The organism is Novosphingobium rhizosphaerae (assembly GCF_050920675.1).
Lineage (GTDB): Bacteria > Pseudomonadota > Alphaproteobacteria > Sphingomonadales > Sphingomonadaceae > Novosphingobium > Novosphingobium rhizosphaerae.
The window spans coordinates 2794062-2816714 of sequence record NZ_CP137861.1 but is presented as its reverse complement, the minus strand read 5'-3'; the positions used below and the strand labels follow the sequence as shown (position 1 = coordinate 2816714).

General features: G+C 66.1%; 20 protein-coding genes. 9 read left to right on the top strand and 11 right to left on the bottom strand.

The genetic code is table 11. The features are described 5' to 3' along the window. Positions 1-125: 125 nt before the first annotated feature. Positions 126-1898, bottom strand: a complete 1773-nt coding sequence (locus R9J51_RS12865; RefSeq protein ID WP_179504662.1) for a diguanylate cyclase — start codon at positions 1896-1898, stop codon at positions 126-128. 307 nt (positions 1899-2205) lie between these two features. Here R9J51_RS12865 and purF point away from each other — a divergent pair, with 307 nt between their 5' ends. From purF to R9J51_RS12850, 3 genes are all read left to right on the top strand, one after another. Next, complete coding sequence (purF, locus tag R9J51_RS12860) at positions 2206-3684, top strand: amidophosphoribosyltransferase (protein WP_168554819.1); 1479 nt, start codon at positions 2206-2208, stop codon at positions 3682-3684. Between the two features lie 2 nt (positions 3685-3686). Beyond that, a complete protein-coding gene (locus R9J51_RS12855; RefSeq protein WP_168554818.1) occupies positions 3687-4418 on the top strand; it encodes an SDR family NAD(P)-dependent oxidoreductase in 732 nt (243 codons plus the stop codon). A 168-nt stretch (positions 4419-4586) separates the two neighbouring features. Further along, positions 4587-4937: a PilZ domain-containing protein gene (locus R9J51_RS12850; RefSeq protein WP_168554817.1), complete on the top strand. Its 351-nt coding sequence runs from the start codon at positions 4587-4589 to the stop codon at positions 4935-4937. 35 nt (positions 4938-4972) lie between these two features. Here R9J51_RS12850 and R9J51_RS12845 read toward each other — a convergent pair whose 3' ends face one another. Next, on the bottom strand, positions 4973-6340 hold the full coding sequence (locus R9J51_RS12845) for a cryptochrome/photolyase family protein (RefSeq protein ID WP_179504661.1): 1368 nt from the start codon (positions 6338-6340) through the stop codon (positions 4973-4975). A gap of 123 nt (positions 6341-6463) precedes the next feature. Between R9J51_RS12845 and R9J51_RS12840 the strand changes: the two genes are divergently transcribed. Together R9J51_RS12840 and R9J51_RS12835 are read left to right on the top strand one after the other, a co-directional pair. Then, positions 6464-7447 carry an alpha/beta hydrolase gene (locus R9J51_RS12840; RefSeq protein WP_432787448.1) on the top strand — a complete coding sequence of 328 codons (984 nt, stop codon included), beginning with the start codon at positions 6464-6466 and terminating at the stop codon, positions 7445-7447. Positions 7448-7464: 17 nt separating this feature from the next. Continuing rightward, positions 7465-7953, top strand: coding sequence for an RNA pyrophosphohydrolase (locus tag R9J51_RS12835; protein ID WP_179504660.1), 489 nt, complete (start codon positions 7465-7467; stop codon positions 7951-7953). A 156-nt stretch (positions 7954-8109) separates the two neighbouring features. Here the strand turns inward: R9J51_RS12835 and R9J51_RS12830 are convergent, their stop codons facing one another. From R9J51_RS12830 to R9J51_RS12815, 4 genes are all read right to left on the bottom strand, one after another. Next, positions 8110-8616 (bottom strand): tetratricopeptide repeat protein, encoded by a 507-nt coding sequence (locus R9J51_RS12830; protein WP_248290293.1) that lies wholly within the window; start codon positions 8614-8616, stop codon positions 8110-8112. Positions 8617-8681: 65 nt separating this feature from the next. Continuing rightward, positions 8682-9863, bottom strand: a complete 1182-nt coding sequence (locus R9J51_RS12825) for an RsmB/NOP family class I SAM-dependent RNA methyltransferase (protein ID WP_179504659.1) — start codon at positions 9861-9863, stop codon at positions 8682-8684. After that, the gene (guaB, locus tag R9J51_RS12820) at positions 9860-11317 is read right to left on the bottom strand and encodes an IMP dehydrogenase (protein WP_168554812.1); all 1458 of its coding nucleotides are present in this window, start codon (positions 11315-11317) and stop codon (positions 9860-9862) included. The genes R9J51_RS12825 and guaB overlap by 4 nt, the downstream gene beginning before the upstream one ends. Positions 11318-11383: 66 nt before the next feature. Then, positions 11384-12991 carry a M28 family peptidase gene (locus R9J51_RS12815; RefSeq protein ID WP_179504658.1) on the bottom strand — a complete coding sequence of 536 codons (1608 nt, stop codon included), beginning with the start codon at positions 12989-12991 and terminating at the stop codon, positions 11384-11386. 196 nt (positions 12992-13187) lie between these two features. On the opposite strand from R9J51_RS12815, the gene ypfJ reads away from it, so the two are divergent. Further along, positions 13188-14096 carry a KPN_02809 family neutral zinc metallopeptidase gene (gene ypfJ / locus R9J51_RS12810; protein WP_179504657.1) on the top strand — a complete coding sequence of 303 codons (909 nt, stop codon included), beginning with the start codon at positions 13188-13190 and terminating at the stop codon, positions 14094-14096. 76 nt (positions 14097-14172) lie between these two features. Next, a complete protein-coding gene (locus R9J51_RS12805) occupies positions 14173-14778 on the top strand; it encodes a hypothetical protein (RefSeq protein WP_168554810.1) in 606 nt (201 codons plus the stop codon). Positions 14779-14823: 45 nt separating this feature from the next. Here the strand turns inward: R9J51_RS12805 and R9J51_RS12800 are convergent, their stop codons facing one another. The 4 genes from R9J51_RS12800 to sdhC form a co-directional block, all read right to left on the bottom strand. Next, the gene (locus tag R9J51_RS12800) at positions 14824-16965 is read right to left on the bottom strand and encodes a hypothetical protein (protein WP_179562278.1); all 2142 of its coding nucleotides are present in this window, start codon (positions 16963-16965) and stop codon (positions 14824-14826) included. A 224-nt stretch (positions 16966-17189) separates the two neighbouring features. Further along, positions 17190-18995, bottom strand: a complete 1806-nt coding sequence (gene sdhA / locus R9J51_RS12795; protein ID WP_179504655.1) for a succinate dehydrogenase flavoprotein subunit — start codon at positions 18993-18995, stop codon at positions 17190-17192. Positions 18996-18998: 3 nt separating this feature from the next. Further along, on the bottom strand, positions 18999-19382 hold the full coding sequence (sdhD, locus tag R9J51_RS12790) for a succinate dehydrogenase, hydrophobic membrane anchor protein (protein WP_168554807.1): 384 nt from the start codon (positions 19380-19382) through the stop codon (positions 18999-19001). A 36-nt stretch (positions 19383-19418) separates the two neighbouring features. Further along, a complete protein-coding gene (sdhC, locus tag R9J51_RS12785; protein WP_168554806.1) occupies positions 19419-19844 on the bottom strand; it encodes a succinate dehydrogenase, cytochrome b556 subunit in 426 nt (141 codons plus the stop codon). A 155-nt stretch (positions 19845-19999) separates the two neighbouring features. On the opposite strand from sdhC, the gene bla reads away from it, so the two are divergent. Together bla and R9J51_RS12775 are read left to right on the top strand one after the other, a co-directional pair. Then, positions 20000-20944, top strand: a complete 945-nt coding sequence (gene bla, locus R9J51_RS12780) for a subclass B3 metallo-beta-lactamase (protein ID WP_179504654.1) — start codon at positions 20000-20002, stop codon at positions 20942-20944. After that, positions 20941-21897: a 50S ribosomal protein L11 methyltransferase gene (locus R9J51_RS12775; RefSeq protein ID WP_169474362.1), complete on the top strand. Its 957-nt coding sequence runs from the start codon at positions 20941-20943 to the stop codon at positions 21895-21897. The genes bla and R9J51_RS12775 overlap by 4 nt, the downstream gene beginning before the upstream one ends. Before the next feature lie 129 nt (positions 21898-22026). Here the strand turns inward: R9J51_RS12775 and R9J51_RS12770 are convergent, their stop codons facing one another. After that, complete coding sequence (locus R9J51_RS12770) at positions 22027-22653, bottom strand: LysE family translocator (RefSeq protein ID WP_168554803.1); 627 nt, start codon at positions 22651-22653, stop codon at positions 22027-22029.

The following is a 22653-nucleotide window of genomic DNA, read 5'->3' as shown; positions in this document are numbered from 1 at the left end:
TGGGCAATGGTGAACGAATTGTCGCGCGACGCTTTAGGACGGCGGGCGCGGCAGGGCAAGACGCCCCTGCCCAATCGCGCGCGGCCGGTTCGGTTCCCGCCCGATCGCGGGTTGTTGCAAGCCCGTCAGGCCGCCACGCGCAGGCGGGCGCGGCCCTCGGCCTTGGCGTGATACAGCGCGCTGTCGGCCGCTGCCAGGGCGGCATCGGGATGGGCGCCCAGCGCCGCGATGCCGGCGCTTATGGTGATTTTCACCTGGCCCTGCGGCGTGTCCACCGCCAGGGCGTTGACCGCCTTGGCCAGACGCTGGCACACTTTTTCGGCATGGACCAGTTCGGTATCGGGCAGCAGGACGGCGAATTCCTCGCCGCCGATGCGCGCCACGAAATCGGTGGAGCGCACCGCCGCCACGGCCGTTTCGGCAAAGGCGCGCAGCACCCGGTCACCCACCGCATGGCCATGGCGATCGTTGACCAGCTTGAAATAGTCGATGTCGATCACCGCCAGCGCCGATGGCACGCCGCTTGCGCCCACCCGCTCGGCCGTTTCGAAAAAGGCACGGCGGTTGGGAATGCCCGTTAGGGGATCGGTCAGCGCGGCGCGCGAAAGGTCTTCCTCGATGCGCTTGCGCTGCGCGATGTCGCGCGTGACGCAAACCAGGCCATCGACATCGCCGGTTTCGTTGGTCACCGCGCGGAAGTGGGTTTCGAACCACCGGCTCGGTCCGCCCAGCGGCAGGCTGAGATATTCCACGGCCACCGGTTCACCGGGGCTGGCCACGGCCGCATTCCATGCTGCAGCAACAGCGGCGCGATGTTCTTCCACCACGATCTGGCGGAAATCCACGCCGGAAAGCTGTTCGGGCGCATGGCCGGTCAATTGGGTGATCGCCGGCGAGGCGTAGCGGATCGTGCCGCTGCGGGCCATGTGGATGATCACGTCGCTGACATGGTCGGAAAGCAGGCGATAGCGGGCCTCGCTATGCGCCAGATCGCGCATCCGGCGGCGGCGACGCTCCTGCTCGGCCACGATCGGCAGCACGCACAGCACGGTGACGCCAAGATAGACCTGGAAGAACTGCAAGCGGCCGGCCAGCACGTTGAGATCGGTGGGCGATGGTTGCATGTCGGCAATCGGGCCGTGGCCGTAAAGCGTGAGCAGCCCGCCCAAGGTCGCCAGGATCATCGGCAGCATCAGGGCAACGAAAGCGTTGGCCCAGATCCCGCCGAACACCACCAGCAGCAAGGGAAACAAGAGAAGCGGGCGCGCGGTCTGCATGAACACCGCCAGCGTCAGCACGGCCATGGTCCCGGCCAGCAGCATGGCCCGCGTGCCGGCGCCCTGGGGCAGCAATGGCTCGCGCGTTTGCCACGCCATGCACACCAGGCTGCCGCAGGGCAGGAAAATCAGCAGGCCCAGCGAATGGCCGATCAGCCAATCGACGAAATTGACCCGCATCGGCAAGCCCGCCACCAGCGAGAGCGTGATGGCCGAAACCGCCGCGCCCAGCAGAGGCACCGCCAGGCCGATGCCCAGGCTATAGCCGGCCATCCATTCGGCGGTATCGTCGGGCCAATGCGACCGGGTGATGCGGCGCAGGATTGCGGCCGCTGCCACGCCTTCGAACAGGTTTGCCGCGGTCAGGAACGGCGCAGCCCGCCAACCCAGCCCGAACAGGCTGGTCAACATGAGCCCAGCCACCGCGCATGCCAGGATCGTGGCGGGCCAACACCGCACTGGCAGGGCATGAAGCCGCGCCGCGAGAATCGCATTGGCCAGCCACACCATGGCCACACCGCCGCTCAGCCGGCTGTAGTGCACGGCAACGAAGGCGCTGATGAAAAAGGCAAGTCCCGTCACGATGGCGGCGCGCAGCGAAGCTGCCGGGGTTATGGCCATGCGTGGCCGGGGGGGAACCGTCGTTTGCATGGCGCATATATTGGCCAGCAAATGGTTAATTCAGGGCTAAGAGCCGCCCCTTACGGCCGTTTTGATGGTAAAATTTTTCAAACCACCTGCACCGTAAGCGCCGCGTGATGCCAAGCATATGACAGCAGGAGATAATTTTTGCTCAATGGCGGCCATCCCATGCAGCCTGCCGCGCGCGCCCTTGCCTTTACCGGCAAACGTCGCCACATGGGCCGCATTGCTCGGCCGGGGCACTTCGCACCGGTGCGAGTCTTTGGCGCGAGCGCTTGCGAGACAGATGATCACCACCAACCCCTTCGAGGACCGCGACGGCGACAAGCTGCGCGAGGAATGCGGCATTTTCGGCGTGCTGGGCGCGCGCGACGCGGCGGCGATAACGGCGCTGGGGCTCCATGCCCTGCAGCATCGCGGCCAGGAAGCGGTGGGCATCACCAGCTTCGACGGGCAGGAATTCTATTCCCGCCGTGGCATCGGCCATGTCGCGCAGAACTTTTCCAGCGGCCAGGCGATCGCCGAACTGCCGGGCATGATGGCCGCAGGCCACGTACGCTATTCCACCACGGGCGGTTCGGGCCTGCGCAACGTGCAGCCGCTGTTTGCCGATCTGGCGGCCGGCGGCTTTGCCATCGCGCACAACGGCAACATCTCGAACGCCATGTTCCTCAAGCATGATCTGGTGCAGAAGGGGGCGATCTTCCAGTCCACTTCCGATACCGAAGTGATCATCCACCTTGTGGCCACCAGCCGCTATCCCACGCTGCTCGATCGCTTTGTCGATGCGCTGCGCCTGGTCGAAGGCGCGTATTCGCTGATCTGCATGACGCCAGAAGGCATGATCGCTTGCCGCGATCCGCTCGGCATCCGTCCGCTGGTCATGGGCAAGCTGGGCGATGCGGTGATCTTTGCCAGTGAAAGCGTCGCGCTCGACGTGGTTGGCGCCGACATGGTGCGCGAAGTTGAGCCGGGTGAACTCGTCCAGGTGGCGCTCGACGGTTCGATCCAGACGCACCGCCCGTTCGGTGATACGCCGCAACGCCCGTGCATTTTCGAGCATGTCTATTTCAGCCGCCCGGATTCCATCCTGGGTGGCCGCTCGGTCTATGAAGTGCGCAAGGCCATCGGCATGCAATTGGCGCTGGAAAATCCGGCCGATGCCGATCTGGTCATTCCCGTGCCCGACAGCGGCGTGCCTGCCGCGCTCGGCTATGCCCAGCAATCGGGCATTCCGTTCGAATTGGGCATCATCCGCTCGCACTATGTCGGCCGCACCTTCATCCAGCCGTCTGACGGCGCGCGCCACGCCGATGTGAAGCGCAAGCACAATGCCAACCGCGCCCTGGTGGCCGGCAAGCGCATCGTGCTGATCGACGATTCGATCGTGCGTGGCACCACCAGCCTCAAGATCGTGCAGATGATGCGCGAGGCCGGTGCCCGCGAAGTGCACTTCCGCGTCGCCAGCCCGCCGACCGAGCATTCGTGCTTCTATGGGGTCGACACGCCCGAGCGGTCGAAGCTGCTGGCCGCGCGGATGGACATTGCCGCCATGGCCGAATTCATCCAGGCCGACAGCCTCGCGTTCGTGTCGATCGACGGGCTCTATCGCGCCGTTGGCGAAGCGCAGCGCAGCAGCGCCTGCCCGCAATATTGCGATGCCTGCTTCACCGGTGACTATCCCACGCGTCTGACCGACCTGGGCGAGCGCGATCCGGGCTGTTCGCCGGTCAAGCTCAAGGCCAAGCCGGCCAAGGTCGCCTGACCGTGGCCGCCACCGATGCAAATACCCCGCTCGCCGGGCGCGTGGCGCTGGTCACTGGCGCCAGTCGCGGGATCGGCGCGGCCACGGCCCGGGCCCTGGCCGCGGCGGGCGCGCATGTCGTGCTCGTGGCGCGTGACGCGGCCGAGCTGGAAAAGGTGGAAGACGAAATCTTCCAGGCTGGTGGCCATGCCACCATCGCCCCGGTGGACCTGGCCGAACCCGATGGCGTGGCCCGCCTCGCTTCCGCAATTTCGGAACGCTGGGTCGCGCTCGATATCCTGGTGATCAACGCCGCCGTGCTGCCCGCCCTCACCCCGGTGTGGCAGATCGAGCCGCGCGATTTCAGCCGCGCCATCACGCTCAACGTGCTGGCCACGCATTCACTGATCAGCGCGTTCCATCCCCTGCTCAAGGGCAGCCAGGATGCCCGCGTGATCGGGCTGACCAGCAGCGTCGGCGCGCAGCCGCGCGCCTATTGGGGGGCCTATGGCGCAACCAAGGCGGCGTTCGACAATCTCCTGGCAAGCTATGCCCAGGAAGTGGCGGCCATTTCCGGCATTCGCGTGGCCATCGTCGATCCCGGTGCCACGCGCACCAAGATGCGGGCCAAGGCCTATCCCGGCGAAAATCCATCCAGCGTCAAGCCGCCCGAAACGGTTGCCGCGCGCATCGCTGCGCTGGCGGCAGAGGATTTCGCCAGCCCGCATCGCGAGCGCGTGGACGCCCCGGCCTGAACGATGCCAAACGCGCGTTGTGCAACGCGGCGTTTTGTAAAAGATTGCCATCGTAGGAAATCTTAGGATCGGCGCGCTGGCGTTAACCTGCTGGTAAGCCAATTTGCTCATGCTTCGCCAACGGCAGCGATCCGTTGCCGTGTCGAATCGATCAGCGGGTCACGGCCGATGCCAACTATCAAATGGCAGGAAAACTACGAAGCAGCCGCCAGCGACGATCGCTGCGCTCCTCGTTCACGCCTCGTCATTCCGTCCAAGCTGCGCCGCCATGGCGCACGGGCGGTCCAGACGCTGGTGCTCGATCTTTCGCTTGCCGGCTTCTCCGCGCTCGCGCCGGCCCGCATCGCGCAAGGCAGCAAGGTCTATCTCACCCTCCCCGGCCTCGAATCGCGCGAGGCTGACGTGGTATGGTGGCACGCCGGGCTGGTGGGTTGCGCGTTTGCCAACCTCTTGTCGCAGCGTGAACATGATGCCCTGTTGCTGCGCTACAGCGGCGACGAAGGCGTGCCGGAACGCTGACCGACCACGCGTGACGCAGCAGCCCAGCCGCTGCGTCAACCGTGTTCCTTCATCTTGCCATGGGCTGCCAGCGCGCGGGCACGGGCCTGGGCGTGATCGATGATCTTGCCCGGATATCCGCCAGGGCGGCGCTGTGGATCATGAATCTCGGCATCGTCCAGCTCGGCCAGTTCGGGCACCCATTGGCGAATATAGCCCGCCGCATCGAACTTGGCCGATTGCGTCAGCGGCGCCATGATCCGCACGAACATGTTGGCATCCAGCCCGCTGCCCGCCACCCATTGCCAGTTGGTGGCATTGGCGCCGTAATCGGCATCGACCAGGGTATCCCAGAACCACTGCTCGCCCACGCGCCAGTCGATCAGCAGGTGCTTGATCAGGAAACTGGCCGCGATCATCCGCACGCGGTTGTGCATCCACCCGGTATGCCACAACTGCCGCATGCCCGCATCGACGATGGGATAGCCGGTACGCCCCTGTTGCCAGGCGGCCAGATCCTTGGGCGCGTGGCGCCATGGCAGGGCGTCGAACGCTTCGCGGCCGTTGCGCATGCCATAGTCCGGGCATTGCAGGATCAGATTCTGGGCATAGTCGCGCCAGCCCAGTTCGCTCAGGAACACGTCCACGCTGCCGCCTGCATCGGCCACCGCGTGCCAGGCCGTGGCCGGCGAAATCTCCCCGAAATGAAGGTGAGGCGAAAGCATCGACGTGCCGGGACATGACGGCAGGTTGCGCTGTTGGTCATAGCGCGCGGCACGGCCAACGAAGGTGTGGAGCCGCTCTTGCGCGCCAGCTTCGCCCGGCGTCCAGGTTTCGCGCATGCCCCCGGCCCAGTCCGGCTTCGTGGGCAAGAGCTGCCAATCGGCCAGATTGTCGCTCGCTGGCCAGAATGCCGGGGCGGGTAGCTGGCGCGGGGCGGGCTGCGGCGGTGGCGGCGGCAGTTGCTGCATGCTGGCACGCCAGAACGGCGTATAGATCTTGTAAGGCTGGCCGCTGCCGTTCTGCACGGTGCCGGGCGGCAGCAGGAAATTGCCATGGTGCAGCCGCAAGTCGAACGCCTTGCCCACCGCGCGCTCGGCCATGCGCCACCACGGTTCGTAATGATGCAGGGCATGCACCACGCGCGCACCGGTTTCCCGGCGGATCGCAGCGAGCGCCGCATCGCATTTCCCGCGCCGCAGGATCAGGCGTGACCCGATCGCGCGCAGTTGCTGGTCCAGCGCTTGCAGGCTGTGGTGCAGCCACCAGCGCGATGCCGCGCCCATGCGGCGATGCTTGGGGCTATCGTCATCCAGCACGTAAACGGGGACCACCGGGCCGCCGGCTGCCGCCGCGGCCACGAAGGCCGCCTGGTCGTGCAGGCGCAAATCGCGGCGCAGCCAGACAATTGTTGGGCTCGTCATGCCCTGCTATGTGGCGGCTATTGACGCATTTGGCCATGGCCAGCACCCTGCCCCTTGGTGCAGGGTGTGCTGTACAGCGTCCCCCGCGCCGCACGCCGTGCGCCGCAACCGGAGAAACCAGCCTTGGCCGATCTGCCTCCCGTTCACCCCGACGTGGTCGTCCGCCCCGATGTTCAGGCCTTCCTCGACTATCTGCGCCAGGCCGCTGCCAGCGGGGTGCCGGCCATGCACGAGATGCCGCTGGACCAGGCCCGCGCCGCCTATGTCGCCATGCAGCAGTTGGCCGACCTGCCGCCACGGCCCCTCGCCGTGATCCGGGACCTGGCGTGCCCCGGCCCGGCGGGCGACATTCCGCTGCGCCTGTATGACAGCCGCGAAAGCCGCGAGCCTGGCCCGGTGCTGGTGTTCTATCATGGCGGCGGGTTCGTTCTGGGCGGGTTGGACAGCCATCACCACGTGTGCACCGACATTGCCGCACAAGTGGATCTTCCGGTGATCGCGGTCGATTATCGCGTTGCGCCCGAGCATCCCTTTCCCGCCGCGCCCGACGATGCCGAAGCGGCCGCCCGCTGGGTTGCCGGCAGCCCCGATGCACTGGGCCGCACCGTGACCGGCCTTGTCCCGATCGGCGATTCGGCCGGCGGCAACCTGGCGATCGTCGTCACCCAGGCGCTCGTTGCGCGGCCGGCGGCGGCCCCGGTGATCGCGCAAGTGCCGATCTATCCCCTGACCGATGCCGTGGCAGGCCATGCCTCGTTCCACCAGTTTGCCGAAGGCTTCCTGCTGGATGCCAAGGTTATGCAATGGTTTGGCGAAGCCTATGCCGCGCCCGATGGTGCCCCGCGCGCCTTTCCGCTCAACAGCGGGCATGACCAGATGCCCCCCACAGTGCTAGTGACCGCAGGCCTTGATCCGATTCGCGATAGCGGACGGGTCTACGGCGCGGCCCTGGCACGCGCCGGATCGCCCCTGGTGTTCATGGAACGCACAGGAACGATCCACGGCTTTATCCAGGTGCGCAAGGCGATCCCCAGCGCGCAGACCGATCTGGACGCGATCCTGTCGGGCTTGCGCGGTGTACTCGACGCCCTGCGCCCGACTGCTTGAACAAGGACCACCTATCGATGAGTGCGGACCCCTTTGCCGCTCTTCCCTATCGCCCTTGCGTGGGGCTGATGATCGTCAATCCCCAAGGCCGCGTGTTCGTCGGCAAGCGCATCGACAACAAGGAAGGCGATGCCTGGCAGATGCCGCAGGGTGGCATCGACGAGGGCGAGGAACTCGTGCCTGCCGCATTGCGCGAACTGCATGAGGAAACCGGCCTGACCGCCGATCACGTCACCGTGCTGGCGCAAAGTCGCGAGGAACATTTCTACGACCTGCCGCCCGAACTGGTGGGCAAGTTGTGGCATGGCCGCTATCGCGGCCAGCGCCAGTCCTGGCTGCTGCTGCGCTTCAACGGGCAGGACAGCGACGTGGTGCTCGATGCCCACGACCCGGCCGAATTCTGCGAATGGAAATGGGTGGATCCCGAACAGTTGCCGGATCTGATCGTGCCGTTCAAGCGCCGCGTCTACCGCCAAGTCGTCGACGAATTCCGCGCACTGATTTGATCGGCGGGGTTGCGCAAGGCTTCGCACCACCCACAGCCCCCTCCTCTAAAGAGGATGGGGCTTAACCCTTCCACTCCCCCTCCTCTTCAAAGGAGGGGGTGGGGGGTGGTGGAAGCCTTGGACCGACGCCAAAGACCCAACCCCACCCCAAAAACCTCAGTTCGCCTGCACTTCCGGCTTGGGCGTCACCGTCTCGGCCGCCACAACCTGTGGCTTGGGCCCGGCGGCCAGCGCCTTGCTGACCACGGCCGTTTCCGGGCAGGCCTTGCCGCACAGGCCCTCCAGCCGGGCAAGGCTGGCCTTGGCCTTGTCCACCGCGCCCTTTTCGGCCAGCGCGGCGCCTTCGCCGGCAATGGCGGAAAGATTGTTGGGCTCGCGCTCCAGCACGTTGCGATAATAGTGGATCGCCTTGCCCTGCAGGCCGGCCTGGCGCGAAGCATCGCCCAGCGCAACCAGGATGCCGGGGTTGGCCGGGTCGATTGCCAGGGCCGCTTCCAGGCTGTCGGTCGCGGCGTCAACTTCGCCCTTGGCCAAAGACGCACGCCCATCCTGCAACAGCGCCTGTGCACGCGGATCGAGAGGATCGCTGGTGCGGGCCGAACCCATGCTGCCGGTCACGGCCACAAGCAGGGACAGCGCAAGGGCCGCGGGCGTATAGCGCATCAAGAACTCCTTCAGCCGGGACTGCTCACCACGGCGATAGACCACCCTCATGGCCGATGGGTCTATCACAGACGCACCAGCCGCGCGAAGAAAAACCCGTCCGTACCGTCATGATACGGAGACAAACGCCAACCGCCGCGATGCGGACGGCCCACCGCCATATCCAGCGGTTCGCACCTGAACCCGCGATGAGTCGCCAGGAACGCGGCCAGCCCATCGGCGCCCTCGGCATCGATCAGCGAGCAGGTGATGAAGACCAGCCGCCCCCCAGGCCGCACGAGCCCTGCCGCCACGGCCAGGACATGGGCCTGCATTTGGGCATAGCGGGCGATCGCCGCCGGCGTCAGGCGCCAGCGCGCCTCGGGATTGCGCCGCCAAGTGCCCGTGCCGGAACAAGGCGCATCCACCAGCACGGCATCGGCCTGTCCCTGCCAATCGGCCAAGATCGCCGTTTCCTGCCCCGGATTGAGCAGCCGCGTTTCGACCAGGGCCCCGGCCCGCTCTGCCCGCGGGGCGAGGCGCTGCAGGCGCGCCCGGTCGATATCGCAGGCCAGCAGGCGGCCGGTGTTCTGCATCGCAGCCGCCAGTGCCAGGGTCTTGCCGCCGGCCCCGGCGCACAAGTCCACAACGCTCTCACCCGGCTGCGCGTCCAGCGCCTGGCACGCGATCTGGCTGCCCGTGTCCTGCACTTCGAACAGGCCCTGGGCAAATTCCGGCCAGGTTTCCGCCTGCGTCCCCACGGGCAGGCGCAGCCCGTGTGGCGCCGCCGTCGCATCGGCCGCCACGGGCAGGCGCGCGGCCAGGCTTTCGCGGTCGATCTTCAAGGTATTGGCGCGCAGGTCCAGCGGCGCACGGCCCAGCAGCGCGCCCTGTTCCGCCGCATCAAGGCCCGATGCGGCCATTTCTGCCGCCAGCCATCCCGGCATGGCTCCGCCCGTTGCCACCGGCTCTCCGGCGCGGATCGGCGCGGGGCCATAAGTCGATCCGTCAAACAGCGCGGCCAGGGCGGCATCGTCCTGTACCAACGCCAGCACCGCAGCGCGCCCCGATACGGGCACGTCGCCACAAGCACGGATTGCCGCCCAGACCAGTTCGCGAATGGCGCGGCGGTCTTTCGATCCCACGTAGCGGCGCTGGCGAAACCATTCGGCCGCCAGCCGGTCGGCCGAAGCCCCCTGCCCGCGCGCGGCCGCGATCACTTCGTCAAGAATGTCGATCGCGGCCTGAACCCGCGCGGCCGGCGTCACCGGGTGGGGTAGTTCGGCGCCTCACGCGTGATCGTCACGTCGTGGACGTGGCTTTCCTTGAGGCCCGCGTTGGTGATGCGCACGAACTTGGCATTCTTGCGCAGATGCTCGATCGTGCCGCTGCCGGTATAGCCCATGGCCGCCTTGATGCCGCCCACCAGTTGGTGCACCACATCCTTGGCCGGCCCCTTGTAGGGCACCTGGCCTTCGATCCCTTCGGGCACCAGCTTCATCGAATCCTTGATGTCCTGCTGGAAATAGCGATCGGCCGAACCGCGCGCCATGGCACCCACCGAACCCATGCCACGATAGGCCTTGTAGGCGCGGCCCTGGTAAATGAAGGTTTCGCCCGGCGCTTCCTCGGTGCCAGCCAGCATCGAACCGATCATGATCGAGCTTGCCCCGGCGGCAAGCGCCTTGGCCGCATCGCCCGACGTGCGCAGGCCGCCATCGCCGATCACCGGCACGCCGGACTTTTCCGCTTCGGCCGCGCATTCCATGATAGCGGTCAACTGCGGCACGCCCACGCCCGCCACGATGCGGGTGGTGCAGATCGAGCCGGGCCCGATGCCCACCTTGATGCCGTCAGCCCCGGCATCGATCAGCGCGCGGGTCGCTTCGGCGGTGGCAACGTTGCCGGCAATCACCTGCACGTCGTTGGACAGCTTCTTCACCGCTTCCACGGCGCGCGCCACGTCGCGGTTGTGCCCATGGGCGGTGTCGATGATGATCACATCGCATTCCGCATCGACCAGGGCGTGGGTGCGGGCCAGGCCCTTTTCCCCCACGGTGGTGGCCGCCGCCACGCGCAGGCGCCCGGCGGCATCCTTGGTGGCGTTGGGATAGGTGACGGACTTCTCGATATCCTTCACCGTGATCAGCCCGATGCAGTGATAGGCATCGTCCACCACCAGCAGCTTTTCGATGCGGCGCTGGTGCAGCAGGCGGCGCGCTTCGTCCCCGCTCGTGCCCAGCTTTACCGTGGCGAGGTTTTCGTGCGTCATCAACTCACGCACCGGCTGGGCCAGGTTGGCGGCAAAGCGCACGTCGCGGTTGGTCAGGATGCCCACCAGCTTGCCACCGGCTTCCACCACGGGAATGCCGCTGATGCGGTGCATGCTCATCAGCGCCTGGGCATCGCCCAGCGTGGCATCGGGCCCGATGGTGATCGGGTTGACGACCATGCCGCTTTCATAGCGCTTGACCGCGCGCACCGCGGCGGCCTGTTCCTCGACCGACAGGTTGCGGTGCAGCACGCCGATGCCGCCAAGCTGGGCCATGACGATGGCCATGTCGGCCTCGGTCACGGTGTCCATCGCCGACGAGAGTACGGGAATGTTCAGCGCGATCGCCTTGGTCAGGCGGGTGCGGGTATCGGCTTGCGAAGGCAGGATGTCTGACTCGGCCGGACGCAGCAGAACGTCGTCAAAGGTAAGGCCGAGAGGGATATCCATGTTAGCTGCCACTTCCTGTCCGGGTAGAATCGTGGCGGCCCATGTAATCAAGCCGGGAACAATTGGCTAGGGGGTTCGCCGGCTATTTGTCGGGGGGCTGGCGGGCAATGGCAAACCGGCTCCCGCATAGCGTCGCGGGTCGGCAAAATCGCGCACCAGTTCGGTGGTGATCAGCACATCGTCGGCCATGCCGGCATAGTTTACCTGGTCGGGCGTGTCGGCCGGGGTGTGATAGGCGCCGGCCATGAACCGCCCCAGCCGCGCCTCGTCGGCATAGCTGGTGCTGACCATGATTGCCGGCACGTCATGCTGCATCAGCACCCAGCTGTCCTGCCGCCGCACATAAGCATTGGCCGCCTGGCCATCGACCAGCTTGCGCTTCATCCGCGCCAGAACGCGGCCCACTTCCTCGTCCAGCGGCGTCATCCCCCGCCCGACGATCGCCACCGGTCCACCCGGCGGCACCAGGCCGGTGCTGTCCACGTTGAACGCCGCCACGATGCGGCCCAGCGGCAAGGGCGGATTTTCGGCAAAGGCGAGCGCGCCCAGCAATCCCATTTCCTCGCCCGTGGTGGCCAGGACATAGATGTCGCGCTCGGGCATATCACGACCTTGGGGGCGCAGCGGGCCACCGGCCATCACCTGGCGCGCCACTTCGGTGATCACGGCAACGCCGCTGGCATTGTCCACCGCGCCGGGGCAGATCGCGCCATTGTCGGCACAAACCCCGAAATGGTCCCAGTGCGCCACCAGCAGCACGGCGCCTGCCTCGGGATCACGGCCCGGAATGCGCCCCACCAGGTTGTGGGTCCGCACCCGCGTTTCCTTGCTCGTCGCCTCCAGCGTGGCCGTGGCACCGATCAGGCGCGGGGTGAAATCGGGCTGGTCGGCCTCCGTCTGTGCGGCGGCCAGGGCCTGGCCCGCCGCAGCGGGCGTGCCGCCGAGCAGGCGATCGGCCATGTCGGGCGTGACGAACGCCTCGATCTCGTTGTCCAGCCGCTCGCCCGCCAGCGCCGTCCCCGCCTTGCGGCGGCGCATCGCCACGTCATCCAGGCTGCGCGCGCCATCCAGCACCGTGATCACGGCCATGGCCCCACCATCGAGCAGCCGGCCAACCGCTTCATGGCCATCGGCGGCGCCATCGCCGCCGTCCCTGCCACGCAAGGCGCGCGTCGGCCGGCTCTTGCTGTCGAGCAGCAGGGCAACCCGGCCGGCCAGCTCGGTGCGCGAGGGCACAGTGCCATGGCCCACGAACAGCACCGGCGCGCTTTCCACCAGGTTGCGCACCCCCGACGTCACCACGAAGACGTCGCGCTCGTCGGCGAGCAAGTGCCGCCGCCCGCGCGTGAACGTGGCGCGCGACAGCACCGGCTCGCGCGCCACCAGTTCCACCGGGGCAAACCACGGATTGCCCGGCAGATTGGTGCCTGATTCCAGGCCCATCTCGAACCATTGCCGCGCCAGGTAGCGCAGCGTCTGCGTCTCCCCGTCGGTACCCGGCCGGCGCCCGCCGAACGCCGGGCTGGCCAATGTTTCGACATGGCCGCGCAGGCGCTGTTCCAACGAGGCGGCCACGGCCGCCGGGGCGGCAGACAGGCACAAGGGCGCTGCCAGCAGCGGTGCTGCCAGCAAGACCAGGGCCAGTGCCCGCAACACCCATGCGCCACGACTCATCGACAACCTCAAACGCTTGAGCGCAGTCCTCTTGCTGACAAAACCCACCAACGGGCGCAAGTTCCGAAACTGTAAAGCACGGTGAACCGATGTGGCGCGGTTTTTCCTGCATCGCCATACGGAACATTGTGCCACGCCAGCGCTTGCCATTTCGGCTATACGCTCACGCAAGCACAGCAACGGAAACAGGCACGCCATGCGGCTCGACGATTACGACAACAATATCGATGTGGAAGACCAGCGCGGCCAGGGCGGCGGCTTTTCCCTGGGCGGCGGCGGCGGTGGCGGTTTCCCGCTCGGCCTGATCTTCAGCCTGATCGGCTCGCGTTTCGGCATCCTGGGTATCCTGCTGGTCGTCGGTGCCTCGTTCCTGTTCGGCGGCCTGCCGCGCCAGTTGACAGGGCCAGTGGGCGAAACCCCATCGCAACAGGTTGGCCGGCCCGGCGGCGAAACGCTGGCCCAGGCCTGCGATGTCAACGCGTTCAGTCATGAAAGCTGCAACGCCCTGTCCTCGCTCAACAAGACATGGAAGCCACTGCTGGCAACTGAAAACGTCGCGTTCCGCGCACCCAAGCTGGTGTTCTATTCCAGCCAGGGCTCGTCGGGCTGCGGCGCGGCGCAAAGCGCGATGGGCCCGTTCTATTGCCCCAGCGACCAGGGCATCTACATCGACACCGATTTCTATACCGAGCTGGACAAGAAGCTCGGCGCTGGCGGCGATTTCGCCCGCGTCTATGTCATGGCCCACGAATATGGCCACCACATCCAGAACCTGGTCGGCACTTCTGCCAAAGTCACGCGCGCGCAGCGGGCGAATCCCGACGCCGCCAATCCCCTGTCGGTGCGGCTTGAGCTTCAGGCCGATTGCTATGCCGGGGTCTGGGCCGCGCAGAATCGCGCGCGGATCGAGCCGGGCGACGTGGAGGAAGGCCTGCGTGCCGCGCACCAGATCGGCGACGACACATTGATGAAGGCCGCCGGGCGCACGCCGGTGGAAGCAGCCTTTACCCACGGCACCGCCGCGCAACGCATGACCTGGCTGCGCAAGGGCCTGGACAGCGGCAACCCGGCGGCGTGCAACACCTTCACCGATGGCGCGGTGTAAGGCGGTCGCAACGCCTTGTCAGGAACCTTGCCCGGCTTGCCGCGTAATGCGGGGAAACCGGGGAGTTTTACCAATTATGTTCGCACACCGCCTTGCCACCCGCGCCGCCCTGTTCGGCGCGCTGGCCCCGCTCGCCCTCGCCGGGCTCAACGCCCAGGCCCAGACCGCTGTCGCCCCCAAGGATGCCAAGGTCGGCGATGTCGTCGCCACGCCGCTCGAAACCGTCAATCTCAAGAAGGAAGACATCCCGCCGATCCTGCTCAAGGCGCGGCAATCGCCCTATACGCTGGTCGGCCTCAAGGGCTGCTCTGCGATCTCGGGCGAAATCCGCCGGCTTGATGCCGTGCTGGGCGACGATATCGACATCGCCGACTATACCAAGGGCGGCATGATGGTGGGCAACACCGCCAAGTCGATCGTCGGCTCACTGATCCCGTTCGGCGGCATCATCCGCGAAATCTCCGGCGCCAACGAAGCGCAGCGGCAGTGGCAGGTGGCGCTGTTTGCCGGCACCGCGCGTCGCTCGTTCCTCAAGGGCGTGGGCCAGTCGCGCGGCTGCCCCTATCCGGCACGTGCTGCCACGGCCAAGGACGCCAAGGCCATCGCCGCCACCCGTGCGCGCGAAGCGGCCGCCGCCGAGGCTGCCAAGCAAAAGGAAAAGCAGGACAAGCGCAACCGCTGATGCCTGTTCCCCCGGCTCTGCCGCTGGCAGCGCCGGGGGTTTTGCTCAGACGAAGATGATGTCGGAAAGATGCAAGTCGGGCGCGTGATTGAGCGTGGCGATACGGATTGCCTTGCCACTGCCGCTGCCATCGGCGTCGTACCACAGGTTGCCGGTCGCCTGGTCATAGACCAGGCTCTGCACCGGGTTGGCCGCCCGCGTGCCATAGCCGAATTCCACCGCCAGCACAGCGCCGGCATGGGCGCCGGGAAATCCGTCGTCGAACGCGCCCAGGGCAAGAGCGATCTTGTCCACGCCCGTGGTGAAATCGGTGATCGCCATGCGACTCGCCGCTTCGGGCCGCAGATCGAACAGAAACGTGTCGCTGCCCGCCCCGCCGGTGACGACGTCCACCCCGCCGCCACCGCTCAGCACGTTGTTGCCGCTGTTGCCGACGATCACGTTGTTGGCCGCGTTGCCTGTGCCCTTCAGGTTGCCCGCGCCTTCCACCAGCGTCAGCCGCTCCACTCCATCGGTCAGCGTGTAGCTGACCCGGGCATAGACCTTGTCGATGCCGGCATCGCCGGCATTCTCAAGAACCCGATCATTCGGGCTATCGACGTAATACGTATCGCTACCAGTGCCCCCGGTCATGGTATCCCCAGCGGCTCCGCCATCGAGCAGATCGTCGCCATCACCGCCCAGCAACACGTCCTTGCCGGCGCCACCATAGAGCTTGTCGTTGCCCGCGCCGCCTTCCAGGCGATCCGCGCCGGCGCCACCATCGAGCACGTCGTGGCCGCCGCCACCCAGCAAGGTGTCGTTACCTTCCGCGCCCTTGATAGTGTCGTCGCCCCCCGCGCCTTCAAGGCGGTTGTCCGCCTTGCTGCCATAGATCGTGTCGTTGAAATCGGATCCGATCGCGTTTTCGATTTCCTTGAGCACCACTGTGCCAGCGAAAATCGTATCGATCGGCTTCGTCGTTGCCAGCGTGACATAGACGCCGCCTACCGCATCGGCAAAACTCACCGTATCGATCCCGTCGCCGCCGACGATCGTGTCGTTGCCGCCGTGGCCCAGGAACAAGTCGTCCTTGTCGGTTCCGGTCAACTTGTCGGCACCACTGGTGCCTTCGAATGTCTGGCCTGCATTGGCATAAAACTCTTGGCTATGCAGCTTGGAATTCGCGTCCTGCCACAACACCTTGAAGCCACCATCAGGTGTACCGATCACCTGGGCGTTCATCTGGTCGCCGGCGGTCGTGGTGTTGACGATTTGCTCGGCGCTGGTGTCAGCCCCACTTGCATCGAACGCGCGAACTGAAATCTCGCTATAACCGTCGGTACCAACGCTGGCATTCTTGCTTGCCCAGACAATGGCGAACCCGCCATCAGCCAGTCCGGCCACGTCTGTCGACCCAACAAAGCGCGGACCATCCTGACTAATGATAATGTCCTGAGTTGCGGCCAGGCCCTTGGCATCGAACACTTGCGCGTGAAGCGTTCCCAAACCCGCATAACCGTTGCTCGATTTGTTCTCCGACCAGGTGACCACGAAGCCGCCATCGGCCAGCGCCGCCACCTGCAATTCCGAGGGGTTTAGCGAGTAATCAAGCGGCAGAATCGTGGGTGCCACTACTGCAACGCCGTCCAGACCCCGAATGGAAATCGTGAAGCCATGCTGGCCAGACCGCACGCCGTTGTCCCAAGCGGTTGTCAGTAATGAGCCGTCAGCCAACTCCGTCAGAGTAGGTGGCATGTCGCGACCGGAATAGGACGCGAATACCTCTGCGCCGACGCTGCCAGTGGCTAAATCAATGATGTGGAACGTGGCCCTCGTATCTCCTGAACTGAAAACGACGTTGTCGACGACAGCGATCTTGCCGGCATTCGCGCCAGTCAGCGATACGACTGATACTTCCGAAAGGCTGATAGAGCTGAACCGAGGCGAAATTGTATAAGTCCCCGTGCTCACGCCATTCGATGCGTTGGTGTCAGCGATATTGAGAACAATGCTGTCGCCATTGCTCGATGGCTCCGCAACCGTAATGAGATTGCCGTGGGCGAGGCCAAAGACTTTGGAGGCATGCAACGTGATCGCGGTGCCCTCTGCAGCCCCGCTGCCATCAAAGATCGTATAGGTATAATTGCCGGAATTGGGGTTGGTGCGATCTTCGCTCTGAACCAGCACGTCGCCATCGGCAAGCAAGCTGCCAAAGGCATGGTATTGCTGCTGCGCTGACAGCTGAAGCGTCACTTCCGAGCCATTGCGATAAAACGTCATTGAAATCCCCGTTCGTCCTGGCTCGCGCCGACGAAGGGTTGATATTGTATCGCTATGTTACAGTCGAGTGGTATGCACCAAAATGGACGACAAAAAAGCCGGGGCGTCGCCACCCCGGCCTTTCCGCAACCTAACGCTGAGCGAACGGATCAGTACACGCGCGCCTTCGGCTTGATGTACTGCACGTCGTCGGTCAGCGTATATTCGTGCACCGGGCGGTAATCGAGCTTGATGTCGCCGCTCTTGCCGCCCCAGCCTTCAAACCAGCCCACGGTGTGCTTCATCCAGTTGGCGTCGTCGCGGTTGGGGAAGTCTTCGTGCGCATGGGCGCCGCGGCTTTCCTTGCGGTTGTATGCCGAATGCATCGTGACCGAAGCCTGGCTGATCAGGTTGTCCAGTTCCAGCGTTTCCACCAGGTCCGAGTTCCAGATCAGCGAGCGGTCCGAAACGCCGATGTCCTGCATCGAGGCATAGATCTCGCCCAGCTTCTGCTTGCCTTCGGCCATCAGCTCGTCGGTGCGGAACACCGCCGCGTGCTGGCTCATCGCGCGCTGCATCTCGGTGCGGATCTTGGCCGTGGGCGAACCGCCCTTGGCGTTGCGGAAGTGGTCCAGGCGGGACAGTGCCAGGTCGGCGCTGTCCTTGGGCAGCGACTGGTGCGCCGTGCCCGGCTTGATCAGTTCCTTGAGGCGCAGGCCCGTGGCGCGGCCGAACACGACAAGGTCGATCAGCGAGTTGGAGCCCAGGCGGTTGGCGCCGTGCACCGAAACGCAGGCCGCTTCGCCCACGGCGAACAAGCCCGGCACCACGGTTTCGGGATTGCCATCGGCGCCGATGGTCATCACTTCGCCGTGATAGTTAGTGGGAATGCCACCCATGTTATAGTGCACGGTCGGCACCACCGGCAGCGGCTGGCGCGTCAGGTCGACGCCGGCAAAGATCTTGCCGCTTTCGGTGATCCCCGGCAGGCGCTCGGCCAGCACCTTGGCGTCGATGTGGTCGAGGTGCAGGTAGATGTGGTCCTTGTGCGGCCCAACCCCGCGCCCTTCGCGGATTTCCAGCGCCATCGAGCGCGACACCACGTCGCGGCTGGCCAGGTCCTTGGCCGACGGAGCATAGCGTTCCATGAAACGCTCGCCTTCGGAGTTGGTGAGATAGCCACCTTCCCCGCGCGCGCCTTCGGTGATCAGCACGCCCGCGCCATAGATGCCGGTGGGGTGGAACTGCACGAATTCCATGTCCTGCAGCGGCAGGCCGGCGCGCAGCACCATGCCGCCACCGTCGCCGGTGCAGGTATGGGCCGACGTGGCGGTGAAATAGCAACGGCCATAGCCGCCGGTGGCCAGCACCACGGCATGGCCACGGAAGCGGTGGATCGAACCGTCGTCCATGCACAGCGCGATCACGCCACGGCATTCGCCGTTTTCCATGATCAGGTCGATGGCGAAGTATTCGATGAAGAAGTCGGCATCATACTTCAGGCTCTGCTGATAGAGCGCGTGAAGCATGGCGTGGCCGGTGCGGTCGGCCGCAGCGCAAGTGCGCTGCACCGGCGGGCCTTCGCCCATGTTCTGCATGTGGCCGCCGAACGGACGCTGATAGATCGTGCCATCGGCGTTGCGGCTGAACGGCACGCCGGCGTGCTCGAGTTCATAGACCGCCGCCGGGGCTTCGCGCACCATGTATTCGATGGCGTCCTGGTCGCCCAGCCAGTCAGACCCCTTGACGGTGTCGTACATGTGCCAGGTCCAGTGATCGGGCGTGTTGTTCTGCAGCGAAGCGGCAATCCCGCCCTGCGCCGCAACGGTGTGCGAGCGCGTGGGGAACACCTTGGTGATGCAGGCGGTGCGCAGGCCGGCCTGGGCCGAACCCATCGTGGCGCGCAGGCCCGAACCGCCCGCGCCGACAACGACGGTGTCATAGGTATGATCGATGATCTTGTAGGCAGCAGACATGGCTTACGCGGCCCCCAGTGCGATGCGGATGATCGAGACGATGCCGAACACGGCAGCGGCGGCAGGCACGAAGTTGATCAGCAGCCAGGAAGCCACCTTGCCGCCTTCTTCGTGGATATAGTCTTCCAGCATGACCTGCACGCCCAGGCGTGCGTGGTACAGCGTGTTGACCACCAGCAGCACCAGCATAGTGGCGCTGAGCGGCTTGGCCGCCCAGCCATGCAGCGTGACGAAATCGTGCGCGGGAAGCAGTGCCAGGCTCACGCCCAGGAAGGGGATGAGGATCAGGTTGCCCACGGCCGTCAGCCGCTGGGCCAGCCAGTGATGCGTGCCGGCGTGGCTGGAACCCAGCCCCCGCACGCGTCCGATCGAAGTTCCGTTACCCATGGTACCTCCGAAAATCAGGTAAGGGCGTGCCGGCGCTCAGCGCAGCAGCACGAAGCCCCAGAACAGAGCCGTAAGACCGACAGACGCGATCAACGTGAAGACCGACCAACGGGCATTGACCGAAAGTTCGTAGCCAACGCCGATGTCGAGCACGAGGTGGCGGATGCCGGTGGCAGCATGCTGGAAGAACGCCCAGGACAGGCCCACCAGCACGATCTTGCCCAGGATCGCGGTCACGGCGGAAAGGCCGCCGCTGGCGCCGGTCCACACGTAGGTGATGAATGTTTCATAGGCTTCCGGGCCGCTGGCAATCGAACCCAGCCACCACAGCAGCAGCGAAAGGCCCACGAAGGCCAGGCCGTTGCCGGTAACGCGGTGGAGGATGGAGACCAGCATGGCCGGACCCCAGCGCCAGATCTGGAGGTGCGGCGAAAGTGGCCGGTTGCTGCGCGCCAGCGCCATGGAACTTCCCCTTCTTATCGCAAAGGCGACCGGGATGAGGTTTCCGGTCAGGACGAGTCGCTATTAGTCGAAAAGCCCCGGGGTGCAAGCCGGCGAAAGGGTGAAGCCGAATTCGTATGTTGTCATGCGGCAGGATCGCGCGCAAACCACAGGCCATGCGCGCCAAACTTCCTTTCGCAGCCGCACTGGCCGGCCTTGTGCTGTCGCCTCTGCCCACCCCCGCCAAACCTGCTCTGGGCCAGCCCGCCCTTGGCCAGCCAGCCCCGGCCAAGGCGCCGGGCGCGGTCCTGGCCAGTGCTTGTGCCGGTCGCGATGGCTGGGCCGATCCCGCTCCGCCGCAACGGATTTTCGCCAACACCTGGTATGTCGGCACGTGCGGGATCAGCGCCGTGCTGATCACCTCGCCGCAGGGACACGTGCTCGTCGATGCCGGCGTGGCCGATGCTGCGCAAAGCGTGGCCCACAATATCGAGGCTGCCGGGTTTCGCCTGGCGGACGTTCGCTGGATCGTGCTGAGCCACGAGCATTCCGATCATGCGGGCGGCCTTGCCGCGCTCAAGCGCATGACGGGCGCACGCCTTGCCGCCCTGCCGGCAGCCGCCCGCGTGCTGGAAACCGGCAAGGTTCCTACCGAAGACCCGCAGGCCGCCTGGCTCAAACCCTTCCCCGGCGTTCATGTTGACCGGGTGTTGCGCGATGGGGACGTGCTGGCAACGGGCGCGCTGCGGCTGGTGGCCCATGCCACGCCCGGCCACGCGCCCGGCTCGACCAGTTGGACCTGGACCAGTTGCGCCGGCCGCGATTGCCGCGCGATCGCCTATGTCGACAGCGTGACGGCCCTTGCCGCGCCGGGCTGGCGCTTTGCCGATCATCCCGCTTATGTCGCGGCGTTTCGCGCCTCGCTCGCCCGGATCGCGCGCCTGCCCTGCACTTTGCTGATCACCCCTCACCCCGGCGCCAGCGACCTGTTCGACCGCCTTGCCGCCGGCGCGCCGCGGCCAGCGCCCGGTGCCTGCCGCGCCTATGCCGCGCGTGGCCGGGCAAAGCTGGACGAGACCCTTGCCAAGGAAGCCGCCAGCCCACAAAGACCCACGCCATGAGCTGGAAAATCACTATCCTTGCCCCGCGCGCCGTGGTTCAGGCCGCGCTGATCGCCCATGAAGACGTGTTCGACTGGGATCCGGAGATCGTTATCGCCGGCAGCGAGATTGCCGAGGACAAACCCGAGGACTGGCAACTGGAAGCCTGGCTGGCCGATGAGCCGGGCGAAACGGAACGCGCCGCAATCGCCGCGCTGTTCGCCGATGGCGCGCCGCCGATGCAGATCGAGGAACTGCCTGAAGAAGACTGGGTCACGCTCAGCCAGCATGGCGTGGAGCCGATCCACGAAGGGCCGTTCCACGTACACACGCCCGAATATCCGGCGGTGGACCAGCCCGGCATCCGCAATTTCCTGATCCCCACCAGCCAGGCCTTTGGCACGGGGCAGCACGCCACCACGGCCGGTTGCCTTGCCATGCTGGCCCACATGAAGGCCCATGGCGCGGCGGTGCGCAGCCTGGCCGACATCGGCACCGGCACCGGCTTGCTCGCCTTTGCCGGCTTGCACCTGTGGCCCGGCGCACGCGCCATCGCCAGCGATATCGATGCGGTCTGCGGCCCGGTCGTGGCCACCAATGCCGATGCCAATGGCGTGCCGCTGGGCGATGGACCGGGCAAGCTGGCCATGGTCATCGCGCCGGGCATGGACCACCCGCTGCTGCGCCTTTCCGCCCCTTATGACCTGCTGATCGCCAATATCCTGGCCGGGCCGCTGATCGAACTTGCCCCCGAATTCGCCGCGGCGGTCAAGCCGGGCGGCCATGTCCTGCTCGCCGGCCTGCTCGCCACGCAGGAACGCGCGGTGCGCGCGGCCTATGCCCGCGCCGGCCTGCGCCTGGCGGCGCGCCAGGTGCGCGGCGACTGGTCGATCCTGTGGCTGCGTCGCCGCCCCACCACCCGCATCCGCGCCAGCAAGCCCGGCACGCTGCCGGCATGGTCGCAGAAGTGGTAGGTTCGGTGAAGGCGTCCACCACCCCCAACCCCCTCCTCTAAAGAAGAGGGGGCTTTAAAATCAGTCCTTTAACTCCCCCTCCTCTTCAGAGGAGGGGGTCGGGGGGTGGTGGAACCCAAGCACAACCTCTCAAGCCCGGCTTCCCACCATCGCCAGCCCGAACGCCACGAAGATCGCGCCGGTCACGCGGTTGAACAGCTTGCGCGGCGAAGGCTTTTCCAGCCAGCGCGCCACCGAGCGGCCACCCAGCGCATAGAACATGTAGGACGTGATCTCGATCACCCCGAAGGTGGCGACCATGACGGCAAATTGCAGCGGCTTGGGCCGCGCCGGATCGATGAACTGCGGCAGGAACGCCCCGGCGAACAACAGCGCCTTGGGGTTGCTGATGCCGATCAGGAAGCCGGTGCGGAACAGCGCCAGCGGCCTTGGCGCTGCCACGGGATCACCGGCACCCACATCGATCGCTGCTTCCTGCGCGGTCCAGGCCTTGTATCCCAGGTAAAGCAGATAGGCCGCACCCACGATCTTGAGCGCGGTGAACAGCTGCGGCATCGCCACCAGCACCGCCGAAAGGCCCGCCGCCGAAAGGCTGAGCAGGCACAGCACCGCCAGGAAGCAGCCGCACATGGCAAACATCGCATGGCCAAAGCCGAGCGTGACGCTGCGCGTCATTACGTGGAGCATGTTGGGGCCGGGCGAAACCGAGATGAAGAACACGGTGACCACGAACAGCCACCAGGTATGCAATGCCAT